Source organism: Maribacter sp. UH1, assembly GCF_056839145.1.
Map to the genome: position 1 here is coordinate 2,643,448 of NZ_CM166387.1, position 22,886 is coordinate 2,666,333.

Consider the following 22,886-nt stretch of genomic DNA (forward strand, 5'->3'; position numbering starts at 1 on the left):
TTGCTAGCGATAATATTAGATATCAATCTTTGTTTTCATTCATATAGTACTTCTGTAATGTGTAAAATGCTTTTTTACGCATTCCTTGTTCAGATATAAGTCCTTTTCTGTTGAAGTCTTCTTGAATGCGTTTAAGAGGTCGTCGTGAGGATCTAAAGTCCATCAATATCCATGGAGATACCCCTGCCAAGAAATCGATGTTTTTCATCATTTCTATGTTATTCTCGTAAACGTTAGCTTGATATTCTTCTGTCCATCTTTCATCAGATGCTCCATGAAGTCCATATAACGCTCCTGCACCAACTTCACTCATAATCATTGGTTTATCAAATTTACTGCTCCATTTTACTTCTGCACACGATTCTGGTGTCGCATAATACCATCCACAATAATTATTGATACCAATGACATCTACTAGGTTGCCTAAAGCGTCTTCAATATGTTTTCCATCATTACCTTCTGCTTGTGTATCTAACGCAGCTGTAATTAGGCGAGTAGGATCTAAAGATCTGGCTCGTTTAATAAGATTATCTAAAAATTGTAATCGGTCTTCTCCTTCCGGAGTTTCATTTGCAACCGACCATAAAATTACACCAGCTCTGTTTTTGTCTCTTGCTATCATTTCAGATAATTGGTTTTCCGCATTTTTATAGGTGTTCTTATTTTCAAAAGCAACTGTCCAATATACCGGAATTTCTGACCACACCATTAATCCCATTTTTTCGGCTTCACGAACCATTTGTTCATTATGTGGGTAATGAGCTAAACGTATAAAATTGCAACCCAATTCTTTTGCCCAACCTAAAAGGGTTTTACTTTCCTCTAATGTTGTTACTCTACCGGTTTTAAATGGTGCTTCTTCATGTATACTTATTCCCTTTAAAAATATCTTTTCTCCATTTAGCAGAATGTCACTTCCATCGGTTGAAATGGTTCTAAACCCTATTTCATCTGTAAGTGTTTCAGATTTGGTTGTCATTGAAATCTTATACAATTTTGGGTTTGTAGGGGACCATAATTGGGGCTTAGCTTTAAAATTGAATTTACCTACACCATTGTTTATTTTGATTTCTACTTTTTTTGATAATTCTGGTATTTCTAAAATAACCTTGTTGTTTTCTGATCCATTTTTAACATTAACCCATCCAGAAATTTCGTTTTTATTACCTGTAGATAGTTGAACCGAGTAATCACTAATAAATGTTTTCGGTGTTTTTACTAAATAAACAGATCTTGTAATACCACCATAATTCCACCAATCTTGGTTGACTGTAGGTACATTTTCACGTTCTCTTCTGTTATCAACCTTAACTACAACAAAGTTATTACCATCTTTAACCTTGTCTGTTATATTGAATTGAAAAGGTGTATAACCGCCTTCGTGCGTGCCAACCAATTCTCCGTTTAAATAAACTATAGCCTTGTAATTTACGGCACCAAAATAAAGGAATAGATTTTCTTGCTCATCCTTAATGTATTCAAAGTCTTTCTTGTACCAAATGGTGCCTTCGTAATAATACAGTTTGTCTTTCTGAGTATTCCAGTCTCCTGGTACAATAAGTTGATCGCTAGTATCAAAATTATATTCCACAAGGTCAGATGGTTTTTTCATTTTCTTGTTAAGAAAATAGCCATCTGGTTTAGGTTCTAATCTATGACTGTAATACCCGTTTTCTAATGGGTCAACTATAATATCCCATAAACCGTTTAATGATATTTTCTCTCTTTCCTCTGTATTTTGAAATAGGTTAATATCAGAGTTTTCTTGGCATAGACCAGTTATAGATACTAATAATAATAGTATAAGTGTATATAGTTTTTTCATGTGTAAACGTTTAATTGATGATATATAATTATGTAATCCTGTTGTTGTGATAAATGTTGTCCTAGAAATTAATTTCTGTACTTCCGGCGTTTAATTCTAGTTGGTTTTTACCATATATAAATATTCCAGAGGTGCCTTTAGGTAATGAAACGAAGCCTTTTAGCCGGTCTTTAGCATCTTTTTTAATAACTACTTGTATTTCTCCATTAGGGTGAGGCATTTTAGCACTAATTTCATTTAACCCTCCAAAATTTGGTGCTATAGCTATTTTCTTAAAATTAGATTCGACGGGATAAATACCTGCTATAATTTTAAGAAAGTGATAATTTGGTGATGCTGACCATGCATGGCATTCTGATCTTGGTTCTATGTCCTTTTCTGCAAATGTGGTTAACCCTTGGTCTAATTGATTCGTCCAGCTATCTAGCATGTTTTGGTACTTATTACCTAAACCCGATTTATGTAAAGCTTCAAATAAATAGTATTTATAGTATATTGTAGTTTGTATCAAACTTTTGTCATCAAGAATTTTTTGCATTAATGCTTTCTGATTTTCTTTGGGTATGGCATCTGTTAGAATAGCCATTATGTTGGTATGTTGTGAAAACTGGGTCTTATTCGGTGTTTCTGCAAGCATTCTTTTTTCTTTTACAAAGCAATTTCTTAGAACACTATCACTTATTCTTTTTGCTAAATCAAGGTATTTTATAGCCTCTTCTTGATAGCCTAAATCACCAAAAATTTGAGCTGCATCTTGTAGTGTTTTTACAAATTGTAATGCTACTGATGCAGAATACCCATCATCTGCACCAGGAGGTATTCCGTTTTTGTAACCCTTTGCCCAATCGGTGAAATTCCACCATTCCATATTTGCAGGCATGTCGTTATCGTCTACTTTATCTATCCACCAGTCAATTACAGTTTTCATACCAGGTATAAATTTTTTAACGAATTCATCATCGTTTTTATACATATGGTAATCATGTAACATATTAATCCACAGTAAAGAATATGTAGGTATTATTTGAACAATATAAGAGGGGTATCTACTTTGTGTAAGTCCGTTCGGTAATCTAGAATTATCGAACATTTCTATAGCTTTACGCATTAACCTGTCATCACCATCAACACTTATAGATACCTTGGCTTCTATTCTAGTATCACCAATATACTGTAGTTGTTCGTAATATGGGTCAATAAAACTTTCGGTAGATGAGTTTCTAAGAGTGCGCCAAGAGGCATCCCAAATTTGGGTAAGTACTTCATTATCTGTTTTAAATTGTGCATTTTCTTTAAAAGGGTAAGCCGTAAATATGTTGTAAAAGTCATTAATTAATAAGGCTTCATCTTTAGTTTCTATATCCAATTGTACAAATCGAAACGTTTTTTGTCCAAAAGGTTTGAAAGTTTGATCTTCTCCACCATCTGGTTCTATGATATCATAGTAACCTAAAATTTGTTTGCCTTCTATTTCATTTCTATTGCCTTTTTTCCAATTTGTATCATACAAAGCTTCTGCATATGTTATTTTAATTTGACTGTCTTTTCCTTTAGAATATTTAATTTCTGGGTGACCAATTGTATGGTGAGACATGTCTAGTAAAACGCTGAGTTTTTTATTAGGAGGTATTATTAATTTATTTTTTCCTTTTATGAAATCTGTATTAGCTTTTAAACCTTCGGTCCTGGCGATTTTATCGAAACGTTGTTGAGTTTCTTCTAAAAAAGGAATTTTTCTAGGTACTAAGTACCATGTACTGCCATATAGAAAACCACGACCAACGGCAAACTCAACCGTACCCAATTTTGGATTTAGCCATTTTGTATCATCGTAGTCTGTATTTTGCCAGCCCCATTGGTGTTTTTTGGAAATTAGTTTTTCACCTGGTCCTGCAGCATAGTAACCTCGTAAAGAATCGCTGACAAATGGTATGCTTTTAAAACCTTCATCATTAATCACTTTCCATTCAGAATCTCTACCTGTATTAATATTTACAGTATTTTTTTTATCACCTTGTAATATAAATGCAGTTTGGAAAGTCATAGAAGAAGCTTTTCTATATTCTCCAAAATTGACCACTTCAGCAGAGACTATATTACTCCCGATCTTGAGGTAATTTGCAATATCAATGGTTTCGTATCTATAATTATCAATGTTAGATGAAGAAGGTCCAGAAAGTAAATATTTGCCATTTACATATAAACGATAGCGATTATCTGCTGAAAGGTGTATTATGAATTTTTCTGGTTTCGACTCCAATTCAAAGGTTCTTCGAAATAAGAATTTTCTAGCATCTAACGTTGATTCTTTTGGGTGTGTAATCCATTGAGAAGTCCATGCATGTTTAAGCTGCGTAAACTCTTTGCCTTCGTGGTTTATAGTTACGGTAGATTCTTGCGAGGTAGCAAGGTTGAATATTGACAAAAAGAATAAAAAGATAAGGCAGCGTGTACTTTTGTTCATGATATTGAATAGGTTTTGATGTAGTCGTAATTGTTTTTAAAGATATATTGGATGAGCATAAGTGTTGAATTTGAGATGAGCGAAACATTATTAGAAGTGAATTCGTTCTAATAAAGTAGAGATGATAATACGGCTACATCTAATTGAAAATCTAAATTCTCTAATTCATATTTAGATGCTTATAAATAAATTTCTTTGTGTTTTCGACCGCGGTTTTTGATTCTGGAATTAAGTAATAACCTTGCCAAACATGCCACATACCTTCGTATAAATCTAGCTTTGTTTCTATACCGTGGTTATCTAAGATTCGATACATTCTTATAGCATCACTTAACAATATTTCTTTACTACCAACCTGTATTAACGTAGGTGGAAATTTTTTAGAAAAATCACCGTAAACAGGAGAAACATATGGGTTTTTAAACTCGGTATCAGGGGCATATGCTAATGCTGCGTTTTCTAAGAGATTTGAATATTTTAAACTTGAGTCGTTATCTGCTAACGTAAAATGACTGTCGCCTACTTTTGCAACATCTAGCCATGGTGACCATAAAACCAATGAAGAGGGTAAGGGTAAATTTGAATCTCTCATTTTTAATATACTACCAGCAGCCAATCCGCCACCTGCAGAGTCACCGTAGAAAGCAATATTTTCAGCATCATACTGCTTTAAGAGTGCTTGGTAAAACTGAATAACCTCATTCGTAATTGCTTCAAATTTAGCTTGTGGGGCTAGCGTGTAATCTATAGCTATAATTCTTAACCCTGATATATCTGCCAGCGGAAGCATAGATGCCAATGTTGCATCGGCACTTAATGAAACATAACCGCCGCCATGCACATAGACTATTACTTTGTTGTTTTTCTTATGCCCTTTTGGCTTTATATCTATTGCCCTAATACCACCAATGGTTATGGTGTCAATTGATGATTTATAAAACAGTTTAATCGGCTCTATGGCTTTTAATACTCTACTTTCTAAATTGTTTTGGTAATCTGTCCACTCTTTTATAGGTGCATCTGGATTTGGTAAACGGGCATTGTTTTTTGCAAACCTTCCTCTTTTTTTAAGAATTTCTTTTGCTTCTTTAGAAATGGTAGAGGGTACGTAATATTCGTCTTTAAGAGTAGTTAGCTCAAAACGCATTTGATTACTGTTTTTGGGAATGGTATGATCAACTTTTCCTTCTAATATAATTTGGCCGTTATCGGGTATAGCTTTTACTAATGCATATTTGTTGCCATTGTATTGTATAATTTCACTTTCTATTTCGTTTCCGTCTTGGATTGTAGATAGAGACACCCAATTATTGGCTAAACGAACTTTTACAGTTAATGGATAGTCGTAAATATTATCTCTCATTTCATCCTTTAATGTAATATGAATTTTAGTCGCGGAAACAGAATCTACATTGATAGAGTGAGTTGCATATTCTTGAGCATATTTTGCAATATCAGGAAAAGTGCCAATCCATAATTTATCTTCTTTTTCTTTGAGATATTTAAGAAAATCTATGGTTTTGTTTTGTGATTCTAAGGTAGATACTTCATGAAAATGAGTGCTTCCCCAACCTCTATAATAGTTTTTACCTTCTAATGTTGATGTCTTGTCTAAGAGCGGTAATATGTAATGATTACGAGTACTGTCGTTTTTATAAATATGAGGATTGGAAATACTTCTTACCTGTTTAAAATCTATTTGATTTGCAGTGTTCAATCTGCCAATAACTCCTCTACTAGCTATAAAGTGTTTACTAGCCTCATTTTCATTTCCTTCGCCCCATGGATATGCATATGTTAAGCATTTTAGATTTTTAATATGCTTTTCAATTTTAGATTTTGTTCTATTTAATCTGCGGTTGTATTCTTTTAAAGAAGGAAAATTGATGCCTTTGGTTTTATCTTCATACCAATTTCTATCATCATGACCTTGTATGGCATTTCCTTTTTTTGCAAGTTCATTGAATAATGACCAATTCTTTACATTGTATTTTTCTTCAGCCTCTGTTATTACAAACCATGTAAAATTAAAAGAAAATCGTTTCTGTTGTTCAATCCAAAAAGGAATATCCTGTTCATAGTTATCGTCAATGGTAATGCTAAATGCACTTAATTTATCATCGTTCCAAAGAGAAACGGATGCATCGCCAATATTTTGTGCCCAAATTTTATCGGTTAGATCGAACCTAGATGTAGTTGCATCTTCCAGAATAAAATTAGCTTGCCCATAAGTTGTTATTACAAGTAATAAAAAGACAAATAGCGATGCTATATTTTTGATTTTCATTTCTACTCTAAGTATTTAATTCAATGTTGAAATTATAGGCTGTTTCCTATTCCAATCAATAGTGTGGATAAAATGATTACAGAGAGACCGAGCCATAATGTACGCATGGTTTTTTTAGAGACACCTTCCCATTCTTTAAAATAAATTCCCCAAAGTGTGCTAAAAATAATAATGAAGGCCATGTGTAAAGACCAGCTGGCAAATTCATATTCTTTACCTAGAAAAGTAGTACCCATACCGTAAAAGAAAAACTGAAAATACCAGGTTATACCACCGGCTATAGCTAGCATATAGTTTTTGGGTTTGTTAGGTATTTTTTCATCTGTAAGTTGACCAAATGTTTTGTTCCTAATGCCTAAAACAACTGTCCAAATGATATTGGTTAATAATCCACCCCAAAGGATCCAAACAATAACAGGATTGTTTTGAAATATATTCTGGACTCCGACTTTTAAAGCCTCATCTGCAATTGGTTTGCCGGCGGCGAGTCCAAAAGCAAAACAAGCGCTCAGAATACCTGAGATGATAGCTATCACAATACCTTTAGAAAGGTTGAATTCTGCAATAGCAGCTTGTTGTTGTTCTACGTTTAAATTTTTCTCTTTTAAAATTCCGGCTTTTCCCGCAATTGCAATTCCGAAAAGTGTTACTAATACTCCTATCAATACCATAATACCACCGGGTGTTTCTAATAACTGAAAAAATGTACCAGAATAAATTGGTGGTATTAATGTGCCAAATGCTGCGGTAAAGCCTAAGACAACGGCCATACCTAAGCCTATGCCTAAATAACGCATAGATAAACCAAAGGTTAAAGCTCCAATACCCCAAAGAACTCCAAAAATGAAGGTGTAAAGTTTGGTTTCAAAATCTGCAGCAAACAAAACGTCAAATAAATTCGGGACAGTAAACCAAGCCATTAGTATTGGCGCTATTAGCCATGCGGCAATACCTAATACAAACCAAGAAGTTTCCCAACTCCACTTTTTTATTAATTTAAAAGGAATGTAAAAACTACCTGCGGCAAAACCACCAATTGCATGTAAAATTATACCTAGTAATGCGCCCATAGTTTTTTAATTTTTATGCCGCTTCATAATTTTTGTTCAAAACTGTCTTGGCTTTTTGTAATTCTTCTTTTGTAAAAGAATCAGCTTTTGAAGCAGATACGGCACCTTCAAGTTCATGAATGTTTTTTGCGCCAGATAAAGTAGTGGTTACACCATTTTGGTCTAAAACCCATCGTAGTGCAGCCTCTGGCATATTATGAATGTCGTTTTTAATTAAGAATTTAAAAGCTTCTACTTGGTCAATTCTTTCAGCAAGTTGCTCACGAGAATAACGAGCATTTAAAGTACCTTCTTTAAAAATGGTGTCTTTTTTAAATGCTCCCGATAAAAACCCATTAGCAAGACATTCTCTTGCGAACACGCCAATATTAGATTCGTGTAATTCATTAATTAGCTTTTGTGATTCTCTGTTCATTAAGCTAAGTACAACTTGTACAACATCTATTTTATTTTCATTCGCCCATTGTCTAGCCATATTTTCTGTTTGGTCGAACATTGAAACTGAATGTCCCATAAAGCGAACTTTGCCTTGCTTTTTTACATGTTCAACACCTTCCCAAACATCATCATTTATTTCATCGGAAGAGAAAGGAGAATGAAAAAAAAGTACATCTATATGATCGGTCTGTAAACGTTTTAAACTTTCATCAACAGAATCTATAATTCGTGATTTGTAAAACTGTGAAGCACCATTTTTAATACAAGGATTTCTTCCAAATTTTGATGATATGAAAACTTTATTCCTTTTGCCTTTCAAGGCTTTTCCTAATACAATTTCAGCAACACCATCTTGCTTGTCTGTTCCATATTGTGGTGCTGTATCAAATAAGTTAATACCCATGTCTATACCTGCATGAATTGTCGCGATACCATCTTTTTCGGCAACGCCACCGTAAACATTGTTTCCGAAAGCCCAGGTACCTAAACCTATCTCACTTACATTTAATTCTGTACGACCTAATATTCTTTTTTTCATTTTAAAAATATGTTTGCTTTAAGGCTTCAATTTTTTTTGATGCGTTCAAAACAAAGGTTTTTGCTATTTGCTCACCAAGTTTTTTGTTAGCTAATCTTGGATCTTTACCAGATACAGCATCTTGCTCTAACGTTACCTCTCTTTCTTTTGGCAGATTATCAAGAGCTACTGTTTGCGGTTCGAAATACAATTGTAAAGATGTCTCGCCTAAAGCTGAATGATTTGCTTCTAATAACTCATTAGGCAAAATATCAAATTCTGCCAATGCCCAGATATAGCAGCCTGTTTGCTTCTTATTATACTCTTTGGCTACATCTTTTAAAATATCTAGATGAGGTTGACCGGCATGACCAGATAATAACACCACTATTTTGAATTCTTGAGAGATTAATTGTTCTAAATATTCTTCGCAAATAGAGCGTACTAAATGTTCAGAAAACTCTATGGAATGTTTAGGGAAATTAACACCTGGATATGATTTTATTAAATTGGCAGCCAAACTTATTGGCGGAAAAACTAAACCGCCAGAATCCTTTGCCAAATCAACACATAAATGATATGCTTTCTGTGTGTCCAACCCTGTCGGGTTATGATTACCATGATATTCTATTGCCCCCCAAGGTATATACGCAATCGGAGTTTTTTTGAATATGGCTTCTATTTGTATAGGAAGCATTCTATCAAAATGCCCCCAATTAGCATCGTCCATTTTTAATCCCAGTTTTTATGATAAATTAATGGATTTTGATCTTCATTATCTAGAACATCCCCAATTTTTAATGACTTGAAATAGTCATCTGGTAATACATTTTGTTTTCCATTAAAGACAGCGCCATCTGGCATATATGCACACGTCATTGCTTTTCTTGTTCTTGGCGTCATGTTCACACCTGCGGCATGTATTGTTAATCCGTTATGAAAAGTGCAACTACCAGCTTTTATTACCGCAGGTTGCGGGTCTTTTGAGCCATATTTTGGGTACGAATTAAAAATATCTCCCATATTAGAACCAATACCTGGTTCTACAAGCTCGGTATCTTTATTGGAGCCAGGCATAAAATATAAACACCCATTTTGTAATGTTACATCTTCTAAAGCTACCCATATACTTAATGCTTCTCTATCATTAAACGACCAGAACGGAGTATCTAAATGCCAAGAAGTAGGGTTGCCCCAAGGTTGTTTTACTAGAGATTGGTCATGCCAAATACGAATACCATCTGCTTGCGAAAGATCTGCTGCCATCTTACCTAGTCGCTTGTCGAGCATCAAATTTTTCACGCCTTCATCTGTCATCCATAAGTTGATGATTTGGTCAAAAACTTTACCAAAGTATTCTGCATCTTTATTGATTCCGTCAGAATCACCAGTTTTTACTTCTGAGTGAGGAAATTTTCGACCCTGTCTTTTTTCAATGGCTAAATCAATGGTGTCTTTCCATAATTTTACTTCATCTTCATTTAAAAAGTCATCAACGATTAAAAATCCGTTTGTGCGATAACTTGAAATTTCTTCTGCCGTTAAATTATGTCTCATAACTCGATAATTTAGAATTTTGAATATTGGTTCTATTTTGTTAAACAATACTAGAATAAATTAGTATTTGCTTCATCCTGTGCTATCCTGTAATATTTTAAACAATTTATATTACATAGAGTTGCGATCAATCAAGTTAAATGGGTTTTTAATTTTACTCACTTTAGATTCTAAAATTAACTGAGCAGCTGTTTTTCCCATATTTTCAAAATCCGTAGATATTACGGTTATCCCTAAAAGCTCTTTTAAAGGGGTGTCGTTATATGAGATAATACCAATATCTTCTCCTATAGACATATGGTCTTCTCGAATTTGATGAACCAAATTCACTAAATCCGATTCTTCAATTGTAATATAGAGATCCCCCTTCTTTAAAATCATATCATCATAAATCTCATTTAGTATTTCAAAATCAAGATTATTTTCTGCGCAGAATTTTCTAAACCCAAATACAATACGCTTTGGATAGGGGTATTCTATTTTTTCAGGATAAACCAATAGAAGTTTTTTATACTTTATAATTTTATCGATACCATCATTTAGCGCATTGTAAATGTCATTTTCAAAATCTTGATATACCTCAGAATAATCACCCTTTAACTCAATCTTATTATTATCCATTATAATAAGTTTCTTCTTAGGAATATCATTCAATTTGTTGATAATGGATTCAGAAAAACTTTTATGTTTCAGTTGTTCAGATTTAAAATGTGGCATTACTAGATAATAATCATATGCACTCTGACTTTTGTCTAATAGGTTCAAGAATAAAGATTCATTGCAGTGGTAAATAAACAAATCTGTATGAACATCGCTGCCTAAGGAGTTTATAAATGAATTGTAAATTTTCATTTTATAAGTGCTCATTTTGTTTGTAAGAAATAGCACATTGATTTTTGAGATTAATTGTGTTCTTGATACAAAGTAACCCTTACCTCTTACAGAGGTTATAATTTTTCTTTCTTTTAAAATTTTGTATGCTTTTTCGACAGTGTCTCGCGATAATAAGAATTCTTCACTAAACATATTTATAGATGGTAGCTGTTCGTCTATAACTATAGATCCAGTAGCAATACCATCAATTATTGAATCAACAATTTGTCTATATTTAGGTTTTCTTGACTTTCTGTCGATTACTATTTTTCTAAATGTTATCATGAAAATGGGGTTGTCGATTTATTGTTTACAGAGGGTTATTTAGTTGATAGCATTACTAACTAAAGCTATTATTCATTTAAAATACGCAATGATTTTGCTTAAACAAGGGTAAAATAAATATTTAAAACGAGAGTGCTAATTTACAGTATAGTACAGGATGCTATATTGGTTACTAACTTTTAGCTTAGCTAGCTAATCTAACGATAATACTAATTATTTAAGTAAAGTTCATGAGTCATATATCTGAGAATTTAAAGTATGTTGATTATTTATGGGATCATAAAAAAGCCGCTGAATATGGTAATGACCAAGTTGCCTTATTCCTTTACCGTTCAAATATTTTAGGTGCAGATTTAAGAATAACAAACTACGGTGGTGGAAATACAAGTTGTAAAACCATTGAAAAAGATCCGTTGACAAATGAAGAAGCTGAAGTAATGTGGATTAAAGGTTCTGGTGGCGATATCGGCACCTTAACTAAAGCAGGTATAGCAGGTCTTTATACGGAGAGACTACGAAATTTAAAAAATGTTTATGGTGGCCTAGAAGATGAAGATCGTATGGTTGGTCTATTCAATCATTGTATTTATGATCTAGAAAGTAAAGCACCATCTATTGATACGCCTTTGCATGGCTTATTACCATTTAAACATATAGACCACTTACATCCAGATGCTTTGATTGCCGTTGCTGCAGCAAAGGATAGTGAAAAGGTGACCAGGGAAATATGGGGAGATACCATGGGGTGGGTACCTTGGCAAAGACCTGGATTTGATTTAGGGCTTCAACTAGAAAAATGTCTTAACGACAACCCCGGAATTCGAGGGATCGTATTAGGTAGTCACGGACTTTTTACTTGGGGCGATACTTCTTATGAATGTTATATAAATAGTCTTGAAGTTATTGAAATGGCTTCTGAATACATAGAGAAAAAGATTGCCGATAACGGTAGCGTATTTGGTGGTCAAAAGATAAAAAGCCTTGCTAAAGAAGATCGATTAGAAAAAGCAGCGCAATTAATGCCTATGCTTAGGGGGCTTTGCTCTTCAGAAAATAGAATGATTGGCCATTTTAATGATAGTGATGTTGTTTTGGAATTTATTAATAGTAATGATTTAGAACGTTTGGCACCTATGGGTACTTCATGTCCTGATCATTTTCTTAGAACTAAAATACAGCCGTTAGTATTGAATTTAGATCCTAATGAAGATTTTTCAAATACAGCACAAGTATTCTCGAAATTGCATCCGGCATTTGAGCAGTATAGAAAAGAATACAATTCTTATTATGACAATCATAAGCGCGAAAATAGCCCTGCTGTTAGAGATGCAAATCCGGTTATAATTATCTATCCTGGTGTTGGTATGTTCAGTTTTGCTAAAAATAAACAGACTACCCGTGTTGCTAATGAGTTTTATGTAAACGCTATTAATGTAATGCGCGGAGCAGAGGCACTTACGGCGTATACTTCCTTACCGCGACAAGAAGCTTTTGATATTGAATATTGGTTATTAGAAGAAGCAAAACTACAGCGTATGCCAAAAGAACAGCCTTTATCACGTAAAGTAGCTTTGGTTACTGGTGCAGGTGGCGGTATTGGTAAAGCTATTGCCGATAAATTAACTCAAGAAGGCGCTAACGTTGTATTGACTGATATTGCGGAAGATAGACTGAAGGAAGGCGTTGCAACTTATGCTAAAGATGTAGCAAGCTATGCGGTTTGTGATGTAACAGAAAGTGAATCTATAACTGAAGCTTATAAAAAGGCATGTTTAGAATTTGGTGGTGTAGATATTGTTGTTCATAGTGCAGGTCTTGCTATTTCAAAACCTTTAGAAGAAACTACAGATAAAGATTGGGATATATTACAAAACGTACTGGTAAAAGGTCAGTTCGAACTTGCAAAAAAAGCTGTAAGTATTATGCGAAAACAAAGCTTAGGTGGTGATTTTGTTAGTATTGCCAGTAAAAACGGTCTGGTTTCAGGTCCAAATAATGTTGCTTATGGAACAGCAAAAGCTGCTCAGCAACATATGGCAAGATTGTTGGCAGCTGAATTAGGTGGTGATAAAATACGTGTTAATACTGTAAATCCTGACGGTGTTATCGTAGGTAGTAAGATATGGGAAGGCGATTGGGCAGAAGGTAGAGCGAAAGCTTACGGAATTACCGTAGATGAGCTACCTGCACATTACGCTAAAAGAAACCTTTTAAATGAAATTATTTACCCTAAAGATATTGCAAATGGTGTGTTTGCATGCGTAGGTATTTTAAATAAAACTACCGGAAATATTATTAATGTAGATGGTGGTATGAGTAATGCCTTTGTAAGATAATTTAGTTTGTTCTTACTTCCATGGGTCATTAGGGTTAATTCGCTCATGGAAGTATTTTTCCAAAATTAAGAAGTTTATGAGAATAGATAAAAATCAACTTGATGATGTAAATAGAAAAGACATCATTGAGCATAATGAGCATTTCGATTTTTTAGCTAATAAATTGGCTAAAAAAGGTACCAATGTTGATGACATAATTAAAAAAATTGAACACTTTCAGATAGCCATACCAAGCTGGGCATTAGGTGCTGGTGGTACTCGTTTTGGAAGATTTGGATATCAAGGCGAACCTTCTAGTTTAGAGTTGAAAATTGATGATGTTGGTATTATTCATTCTCTTACGCAAAGTGCGGGTGCAATATCATTACATATTCCATGGGATGTTCCACAAGATTATAATGCAATAAAAGATTTGGCTAAATCTCACGACATCATATTTGATGCGGTCAATTCCAATACCTTTCAAGACCAAAGAGATTCAAAAAAAAGTTATAAGTTCGGGTCACTAAGTAACACAAGCAAAGCTGCACGTGAACAGGCAATAGCACACAATATTGAAGTTATAAAAATCGGCGACAAATTAGGTTCAAAAAGTTTAACCGTTTGGTTGGCAGATGGAGCTAATTTTCCTGGTCAGAATAATTTTCAATCTGCACTTCAAAATACTGAAGATAGTTTAAAGGATATTTACAAAACACTACCTGATGATTGGAAAATGTTTATTGAATACAAACCTTACGAGCCTAATTTTTATAGTACGGTAATTCAAGATTGGGGTACCTCATTTATGCTTGCAAATGCCTGTGGAGAAAAAGCATATACTCTAGTTGATTTAGGTCATCATTTACCGAATACCAATATTGAGCAAATAGTTTCTACCTTAATGTTAAAAGGAAAATTAGGTGGGTTTCATTTTAATGATAGTAAGTATGGCGATGATGATCTTACGGTTGGTAGTATTAAGCCTTATTCCTTATTTTTAATTTTTAATGCCTTAGTTTACGGGATGGAGAATAATCCTCAAAACCCATACCCTGCATGGATGATAGATGCTAGTCATAATATTAAAGATCCTTTAGAAGATTTAATTCAGTCTTTAGAAGCCATAAAAGAAGCATACGCAAAAGCCCTGCTTGTAGACCAAGAACTTTTAACGACCGCACAAATGAATCATGATGTTGTAAAATGTCAAGAGATACTTCAAGCTGCCTACCGCACAGATGTGCGACCATTACTTGAGAAGGCAAGGCTAAATAATGAAGGTGCGTTAGACCCTTTAAAAGCTTATAGGTCATTGCAAGTAAGAGAAAATTTAATAAAAGAAAGAGGAGTTAATTCAGTAGCGTCAGGTCTATAATCATATTGCAATGAAGATAAAGGTAACGGCTGTATTCGATATTGGAAAAACGAACAAAAAGTTTTTTCTATTCGACGAATCTTTTAGAGAGATTCATCGCGAGTATATTCGTTTTGATGAAATTGAAGACGAAGACGGTTACCCTACCGAAAACCTAGAAGCTTTGAAAAATTGGGCTGTAGCCATTTTTGATAAAATGCTAGACTCAAAAGAATATGATATACAAGCTTTAAACTTTTCTTGTTATGGGGCTAGTTTGGTGCATATTGATGAAAAGGGTAAGCCACTTACGCATCTTTACAATTATATGAAACCTTTAAAGGATGAGGTTTTAGATTCTTTTTATGAAACTCACGGTGCAGAAACCGAAATTACCAGAGTAACCGGGTCACCAAAATTAGGCATGTTAAATGCTGGAATACAGTTATATTGGCTAAAGTTAGCCCAACCAGGGGTCTTTGAGAAAATTCAATATTCGTTACATCTACCACAATATTTAAGCTATTTATTTACAGGTATTCCGGTAAGTGAATTTACAAGTATTGGTTGTCATACCATGCTATGGGATTTTGAAAAGAAAGACTATCACGATTGGGTGAATAAAGAAGGAATTGATAAGAAATTGCCTCCTATACAATCTTCGTGTAAAACAACATTGGTTAATTATAAAGGACATCAAATTAATATAGGTTGTGGTATTCATGATAGTTCATCGGCGCTAGTACCATATAGTCGTAGTATTCTCAAACCATTTTTATTGGTTTCTACGGGTACATGGAGTATTTCTATCAACCCTTTTAATGACGGGATGTTGAGTTTAAATGATATTGAAAATAGTTCGCTTTTTAACATGAGAGTAGACGGAAGTGCTGTAAAAGTTTCACGATTATTTTTGGGTAACGAGTACAAGGTCCAAGTCAAAGTATTATCCGATTATTACAATGTGCCTTATGACTGTCATAAAAAAGTAAAATTCAATCAAGATATCTTTTTAGAAATCAACAGAAATTTTACTCACATGTTCAAGTGGTCTACCATGTATTCAGAACATATGCCTAATGAAACCATAATGGTATACGATAGTTATGAATATGCTTATCATCAATTGCTTTTAGAATTAGTTTTACTTCAAGAGAAGAGTATTAAAGCTGCTATTGGAAAATCTAAAATCAAAAAACTTTATATTGACGGTGGTTTTAGTGATAATGAAGTGTACATACAAATGCTTTCACAATTTATGAACACGATGAAGCTTAGAACTGCAAATTCTTCGCTTGGTTCTGCTCTAGGTGCTGCAATCGTTATTTCAGACAAGATATTAGAGTCTAAATTTCTTAAAAATAATTACGCTGTTAAAAAACACGTGCCACTCATTTTAAAATAAAATTAGTTATGGCTATGAATTTCAACTCAGACTATCCGTCAGTAGACGATTTGCGGTCTAAAGCAAAATCAAGAATTCCAAAGTTCGCTTTTGAATATTTAGATGGTGGCTGTAATGAAGATGTAAGTCTTACTAGGAACACATCTGATATTCGGAAGGTTCAGCTACAACCACGGTATCTTAGGAATAATGGTACCTCTAGTTTAAAGACAAAAATAATGGGGATGGAGTTCGATGCTCCTTTTGGCATAGCCCCTGTCGGACTTCAAGGTCTCATGTGGCCAAATACACCGGCTATTCTTGCAAAAGCAGCACATAATCATAATATTCCGTTTATACTTAGTACTGTTACCACTATGGATATTGAAAAAGCTAGCGAGCTCACAAAGGGTAATGCTTGGTTTCAATTGTATAACCCCGTTGACGACGCCATAAGAGATGATATTATCAATCGTGCCGAAGCTGCAGGTTGCCCTGTTCTTGTTTTATTATGTGACGTTCCTACGTTTGGGTACCGCCCGCGCGATTTTAGAAACGGATTGGCATTACCACCAAAAATGACTGTCGCTAATATTCTTCAAATTTTAGGAAAACCAAATTGGGCATATAACACCTTAAAATATGGTCAACCTACTTTTGAGACATTGAAACCATATACGCCAGAAGGGCTAGATTTAAAGGAACTAGGTGCATTTATGGATAAAACTTTTTCAGGTAGATTGAATGAAGAGAAAATCAAACCAATCAGAGATAAATGGAAAGGAAAACTAGTTTTAAAAGGAGTTGCTTCTGAACAAGATACTCAAGATGCTATACGCATGGGTTTTGATGGTATTATCGTTTCTAACCATGGAGGTAGACAGTTAGATGCAGCTCAATCGACGATAAATTCGCTTCAAGAAATCACAACTAAATATAGCGGTCAAATTGAGATTATGATGGACAGTGGCTTGCGCTCAGGTCCTGATATTGCGCGTGCAATAGCTAGTGGTGCTAAATTCACCTTTATGGGTCGTTCTTTCGTTTATGGAACTGGCGCGCTAGGTGATAAAGGCGGTGATCATACTATCGGGATGCTAAAAACACAGTTTAAACAGGTTATGGATCAGTTATGTTGTGAACGTGTTAAAGATTTACCCAAACATCTTATATAAATTGCAATTATTTTTCTGTTCTCAATAATTTGCAATAGAGAAGCCTCTTGAGAAATCAAGGGGCTTTTTTATGGATGAATTTTTTCTAATAAGCTCTTTAGAACTTCCCTTTTAAAAGAGATTTGTAAGTTTTAACCTTTATTTACTTCTAATACTTTAGGTTAGATTAACAGTATAGAAAAGTCAAATATGGGGTTCGAAAAAGTATCGTTTACAAATTCTGAAGGAAAACAATTAGCGGCTAGGTTAGAAGTGCCTAACAATCAAGTGGCTCATAGTTATGCAATTTTTGCCCATTGTTTTACGTGTAACAAGAATTTTTCTGCCGTTCGTAATATATCAAGAGCTTTAGTAAATAAAGGAATTGCCGTACTTCGTTTCGATTTTACAGGTCTAGGTGATAGTGAGGGTAGTTTTGAGGACACCAATTTTTCATCGAACGTTTCTGATCTTATTCACGCGGCTAAATTTTTAGAAGAAAATTATAAAGCTCCTTCTCTTTTAATTGGACACTCGCTTGGTGGTGCGGCTGTAATTTTTGCTGCTTCTCAAATTGCATCTGTTGTCGCTGTTTCAACTATTGGGGCTCCTTCTTCACCAGCTCATGTAAAACATTTGTTCAAGTCTAATGTGGAAGAAATAAATGCGATAGGAAAAGCAAAAGTAAATATTGGTGGTAGGGACTTCACTATTAAAAAAGATTTTATTGATGATATTGAGTCAAAACCTATGAAAGAGGTTTTAAAGAACTTGAGAAAACCATATTTGGTCATTCATTCGCCACAAGATACTATTGTGGGTATTGAAAATGCAAAAGAATTGTATAAATACGCGCATCATCCTAAGAGCTTTATTTCTATAGATAAGGCTGATCATCTTTTGACGGATAATGAAGATTCTACTTATGTAGGTAATGTTATTGCCGGTTGGGCAGAGCGTTATTTGGATATTCCTAAGAGAGCACCTTTAAAGACAGCTCATCAAGTAGCGGTGAGTATAGGTAATGAAGGTTTTACCTCTGAAATAGTTTCTGGTAATCATTTGTTGATTGCAGATGAACCTACTGATTTTGGTGGAAACGATTTTGGTCCTTCTCCATATGATTATGTTTCATCGGGATTAGGAGCTTGTACCGCGATGACATTGAGAATGTACGCCACTAGAAAGAAATGGGATTTACAAAGAGTAATAGTACATGTTGATTATGGCAAAGAGCATGCCCCAGATTCTGAAAACACGGCATCGATTAAGAAAATAGATACCTTTAAAAGAAAAATAGAACTGTTCGGTAATCTAGATGAAAAACAACGTCAGCGGTTATTGGAGATTGCTAATAAATGTCCCGTACATAAAACTTTAACAACAGGTTCTACAGTATTAACGGAATTAAAATAGAATTAAATATTTAAGATATGATACAAGCAATTTGGAATAACGAAGTAATAGCAGAAAGTGATGCTACAGTAGTGATCGAAGGAAATCATTATTTTCCTCCAACAGCAATAAAACAAGAATTTTTCAAAGGTACCGAGACCCATACAAACTGCCCTTGGAAGGGTGTGGCGTCGTATTATGATATTGAAGTGAATGGAGATGTTAATAAAGATGCTGCATGGTATTATCCTGAAGTTTCAGAATTAGCCAAAGGAATTAAGGGTTATGTGGCTTTTTGGAAAGGCGTAGAAGTAAAATAGTTTATATTAAAAAAGGTCAGCTTTCGGCTGACCTTTAAATTTTTCACTTGAATGATTTTTGCATTTATGCAGTAGCATTTTGTGGTGCCCAATGACTACATGACATACCTGGTGCTGCCTTTTGCGGATTAGCACAATCACTAGATTCAAACTTTACACAGGTTACACAATTGGTGTCATCTTTTAAAGTGGCTTTCATTTCAAAACTATCACACGTATAACTATTCCCTACTTTTACGCCGTGCACTTTACAAGTATTGCCTTCAACTAAATTATCACAATTAACACAGCTATTTCCAAATCTTATCGACATAATCTTCTGTTTTAAATTCATATTAAAATTAGACCCTTCACCTTTTAGAAGCAATTTAAATAACTGTTTTTCAGTTGTATGTATTTAGATTATTTAAAAATAATACTTTATTGAAAGCAACATAAGCGGTATTTCAGGTGTTTTTAACCGAAAATGAAATTACTATTTCAATCAAGATTAAGACCTAGGTAAATATAAAATGACTATAAATGTTAGATTTTAAATATCATTTTGAATGAATGTAATTTAGACTTTTTCAATACTTAGTTTTATGAATGAAAAAAATCTAGCAAGTCATATTTTTATGTCTTTTTTAATTCAACATACAACGGTATTCAGTTCTTCTCTCGTTTTAAATGCATTATATTTAAATGCCACTAACTTTGATTTTTCTAAAAATAATCATGAAGCCGTATTATTACATTTTTCTTTTGTATTCTTTATTTGTTTCTGCTCAAGAAATATCTCCTATTCAAAATTATACTCCTATTGAATATAATGCCGGTAATCAAAATTGGAATTTAAGCCAGTCAGAAGATCAAACTATATATGTTGCAAATAATAGTGGCTTGTTAGCGTTTAATGGCACTACTTGGCAATTACATCAGGCTCCTTTTGGTACTCCTGTTAAATCTGTAAAATCCATTGGAAGCAAAATTTACACTGGAGGTTACATGGAATTCGGCTTTTGGGAAAAGGATGATTTAGGGGTTTTAAATTATAGTTCGTTATCCTCTGAATTAAATGAGCCATTAATTGACGATGAAGACTTTTGGAATATTACTCAGTTTAAAGATTGGGTTTTGTTTCAATCTTTAGATAGGATTTATATATATAATTCTAAAACAGGCTATTTTGAAATATTAAATGCAAAAAACACAAGAGCAAAAATTTTTGAAGTTGGGGGAAAGGTCTATTTTCAAATAAAAGATAAAGGTTTTTTTACATTAGAAAATGGCAAACCACTCTTGGTTTCCGATGATTTTATCTTTAAAAATAATAATATTGTTGGTGCATTTCCATTTGGAGATAATATGTTAGTTATTACTGAGAATGGAGCGTTTTTATACCTGAAAGATGGTCATCTTGAAAAATGGGAGATTAAATCAGAGATAGATTTGTCATCAGTGAAAGTTTACAGTTCTCTGATTTTAAATGATGGGACTTTTGTTTTGGGAACTATTTCAAAAGGTATTTATCATTTAGATAAGGACGGAAAAATAGTTGAACATATAAATCAAGAAAAAGGGCTTAATAATAATACGGTCCTTTCCTTATTTCAAGATGATGATCATAACTTATGGCTGGGTCTGGATAATGGGTTAAGTGTGTTAAATCTAGATTCTCCGTTTAAAGAGTATATAGATCATTTAGGGGCTCTAGGAGTGGTTTATACTGCAAAGAAAATGAATAATGTTTTGTATTTAGGTACAAATCAAGGACTGTTTTATAAAAGAGACGAGGAGGAAGACTTTAAACTAGTTAAAGGTACGGAAGGTCAGGTATGGATTTTAAAAGAAATTAACAGTACTTTGTTTTGTGGGCATCACAAAGGTACTTACGTTGTTGAAAATGATACCGCTACCCTTATTTCAGATTATCCAGGTACTTGGGATATTCAACCTATAAAAACAAATTCAGAGTTACTAATTCAAGGTAATTACAAAGGGTTGAGTATTCTTGAATTTAAAAACGGAGTATGGAAATACAGAAATAATATAAAGGGATTTGATAGTTCAAGCAGATTTTTTGAGTTTGTGGATAATCATCGAATATTAGTTAACCACGATTATAAAGGTGTTTTTGACATAAAGGTAGATGTAACATATACATCAGCTTTAGATGTCAAGCAAATTGAATCGAAAGGTAACGGGTCAAGCTTGTTGAGATATAACAACGATATAGTATATTCTACTATAAATGGTGTTTTCAAATTTAGGGCTAAGGAGAATAACTTTGTTTTAGATACATTGTTGACTAGTAAATTTTTCACTAAAAATGAAAGTATTCTTGGGGTGCTAAAATCTACTAATGATTTTGAGAGGTTATGGGGTTTCACAGATGATAATATTATTAGTGTTTCTACAGGGCATTTAAGTGAAGAACCAGAAACTATTAAAATATCTATCCCCAATTTTTTTAGAAGAAGTATGGGAGTTCTTGGTTTTGAATCTGTAGTTCATTTAGAAAATGAATTGTATTTAATTGGAATTTCTAACGGTTACGTCACTTTAAATCTTAGTAATGTTAAAAAGCGAGATTATAATATCAATCTTAACAGTGTTTCACGTAAGTCTTATGATGTTCCAAGCGTTCCTGTCGCCTTTAAAGACAATGACAAGTATTCATATGATCAAAATAGTTTAAGCTTCAATTATAACATTAAATCATATGATAAATTCACTGAGGTTTGTTACCAGTATAGATTAGACGGTTTATACAATGATTGGAGTAATTGGGATACTGGGTCAGAAGTTTCTTTTAATAATTTACCTTATGGTTCCTATGAATTTGAGGTTAGAGGAAAAGTAGGTAATGAATTAACCAAAAATACATCTTCATATAGGTTTGTTATAGAAAGACCATGGTACATCTCTTACTGGGCGCTGTTGGGTTATATAATATTAGGTGCTTTCCTAGCTGTTTTAATTCATAAGATGTACAAGGATTATTACAAGAAACAGCAAAGGAACCTTGTCAAGGAGAATAATAAGAGGTTGAAACGTAAAAAGCTGAAAAATCAAAGAAAGATAGTTCAAATAAAAAATGAACAGCTGCAAGAACTTGTAGAAAGTAAAAATAGAGAACTAGCTATTTCTACGATGAGTATTATAAAAAAGAATGAGTTTTTGAATACTATCAAAGAAAAGTTGAAAGATAGTAGTGATATTCCACTGATAAAATCAGTAATTAAAACTATAGATAGTAATATTAACAATGCAGATGACTGGAATTTTTTTGAAAGTGCATTTAATAATGCAGATAAAGATTTTCTGAAAAAGGTGAAAGAAAAGCATTCTGAGTTATCTGCTAATGATTTAAAATTATGTGCATATTTGAGATTAAATCTGTCTTCTAAAGAAATTGCACCTCTTTTAAATATATCGGTCAGAAGTGTTGAAGTGAAACGATATCGCCTGCGTAAAAAAATGAATCTTCCGCACGAAACTGGATTAACAGACTATATCATTAATTTGTAATCTCCACTACAATATCCAAAAGCACCACAACATTACCACAACAATAGATGTTTTTATGTATTTGTAGTGTATGTTTTGTTTCTGATTTTAAGTTGATAATTCACGGCTTTGTTTATCATAATCTCTTTTTTA

The 22,886-nt window shown here is 33.5% G+C and carries 16 protein-coding genes; 7 read left to right on the plus strand and 9 right to left on the minus strand.

Annotation, left to right across the window (positions count from 1 at the left end):
* Positions 1-22: 22 nt before the first annotated feature.
* From UH1x_RS11465 to UH1x_RS11500, 8 genes are all read right to left on the minus strand, one after another.
* On the minus strand, positions 23-1,825 hold the full coding sequence (locus UH1x_RS11465) for a glycoside hydrolase family 2 protein (RefSeq protein ID WP_482621814.1): 1,803 nt from the start codon (positions 1,823-1,825) through the stop codon (positions 23-25).
* A 61-nt stretch (positions 1,826-1,886) separates the two neighbouring features.
* Entirely contained in the window at positions 1,887-4,289 is a 2,403-nt protein-coding gene (locus UH1x_RS11470; RefSeq protein ID WP_482621815.1) for an alpha-L-rhamnosidase-related protein, read from the minus strand.
* Positions 4,290-4,449: 160 nt separating this feature from the next.
* Positions 4,450-6,576 (minus strand): alpha/beta hydrolase fold domain-containing protein, encoded by a 2,127-nt coding sequence (locus UH1x_RS11475; RefSeq protein WP_482621816.1) that lies wholly within the window; start codon positions 6,574-6,576, stop codon positions 4,450-4,452.
* Positions 6,577-6,608: 32 nt separating this feature from the next.
* Positions 6,609-7,646 carry an L-rhamnose/proton symporter RhaT gene (locus tag UH1x_RS11480; protein WP_482621817.1) on the minus strand — a complete coding sequence of 346 codons (1,038 nt, stop codon included), beginning with the start codon at positions 7,644-7,646 and terminating at the stop codon, positions 6,609-6,611.
* 13 nt (positions 7,647-7,659) lie between these two features.
* Positions 7,660-8,622 carry an aldo/keto reductase gene (locus UH1x_RS11485; protein ID WP_482621818.1) on the minus strand — a complete coding sequence of 321 codons (963 nt, stop codon included), beginning with the start codon at positions 8,620-8,622 and terminating at the stop codon, positions 7,660-7,662.
* Between the two features lies 1 nt (position 8,623).
* Positions 8,624-9,331: a creatininase family protein gene (locus tag UH1x_RS11490; RefSeq protein WP_482621819.1), complete on the minus strand. Its 708-nt coding sequence runs from the start codon at positions 9,329-9,331 to the stop codon at positions 8,624-8,626.
* Positions 9,332-9,333: 2 nt separating this feature from the next.
* Positions 9,334-10,158, minus strand: a complete 825-nt coding sequence (locus UH1x_RS11495) for a phytanoyl-CoA dioxygenase family protein (RefSeq protein WP_482621820.1) — start codon at positions 10,156-10,158, stop codon at positions 9,334-9,336.
* A gap of 111 nt (positions 10,159-10,269) precedes the next feature.
* Positions 10,270-11,316 carry a GntR family transcriptional regulator gene (locus tag UH1x_RS11500; protein WP_482621821.1) on the minus strand — a complete coding sequence of 349 codons (1,047 nt, stop codon included), beginning with the start codon at positions 11,314-11,316 and terminating at the stop codon, positions 10,270-10,272.
* 230 nt (positions 11,317-11,546) lie between these two features.
* Between UH1x_RS11500 and UH1x_RS11505 the strand changes: the two genes are divergently transcribed.
* The 6 genes from UH1x_RS11505 to UH1x_RS11530 all read left to right on the plus strand — a co-directional run bounded on the left by UH1x_RS11505 (position 11,547) and on the right by UH1x_RS11530 (position 19,241).
* The gene (locus tag UH1x_RS11505) at positions 11,547-13,652 is read left to right on the plus strand and encodes a bifunctional aldolase/short-chain dehydrogenase (protein ID WP_482621822.1); all 2,106 of its coding nucleotides are present in this window, start codon (positions 11,547-11,549) and stop codon (positions 13,650-13,652) included.
* Positions 13,653-13,728: 76 nt separating this feature from the next.
* Positions 13,729-15,009 (plus strand): sugar isomerase, encoded by a 1,281-nt coding sequence (locus UH1x_RS11510; RefSeq protein ID WP_482621823.1) that lies wholly within the window; start codon positions 13,729-13,731, stop codon positions 15,007-15,009.
* A gap of 10 nt (positions 15,010-15,019) precedes the next feature.
* Positions 15,020-16,393, plus strand: a complete 1,374-nt coding sequence (locus UH1x_RS11515) for an FGGY family carbohydrate kinase (RefSeq protein WP_482621824.1) — start codon at positions 15,020-15,022, stop codon at positions 16,391-16,393.
* An 8-nt stretch (positions 16,394-16,401) separates the two neighbouring features.
* Positions 16,402-17,547: an alpha-hydroxy acid oxidase gene (locus tag UH1x_RS11520; RefSeq protein ID WP_482621825.1), complete on the plus strand. Its 1,146-nt coding sequence runs from the start codon at positions 16,402-16,404 to the stop codon at positions 17,545-17,547.
* 189 nt (positions 17,548-17,736) lie between these two features.
* A complete protein-coding gene (locus UH1x_RS11525; RefSeq protein ID WP_482621826.1) occupies positions 17,737-18,942 on the plus strand; it encodes a bifunctional alpha/beta hydrolase/OsmC family protein in 1,206 nt (401 codons plus the stop codon).
* 20 nt (positions 18,943-18,962) lie between these two features.
* Entirely contained in the window at positions 18,963-19,241 is a 279-nt protein-coding gene (locus tag UH1x_RS11530; RefSeq protein ID WP_209435205.1) for a DUF427 domain-containing protein, read from the plus strand.
* Between the two features lie 64 nt (positions 19,242-19,305).
* Here UH1x_RS11530 and UH1x_RS11535 read toward each other — a convergent pair whose 3' ends face one another.
* Complete coding sequence (locus UH1x_RS11535) at positions 19,306-19,554, minus strand: hypothetical protein (protein ID WP_036157715.1); 249 nt, start codon at positions 19,552-19,554, stop codon at positions 19,306-19,308.
* A gap of 404 nt (positions 19,555-19,958) precedes the next feature.
* Here UH1x_RS11535 and UH1x_RS11540 point away from each other — a divergent pair, with 404 nt between their 5' ends.
* On the plus strand, positions 19,959-22,754 hold the full coding sequence (locus tag UH1x_RS11540; protein WP_482621827.1) for a triple tyrosine motif-containing protein: 2,796 nt from the start codon (positions 19,959-19,961) through the stop codon (positions 22,752-22,754).
* Positions 22,755-22,886 lie beyond the last annotated feature (132 nt).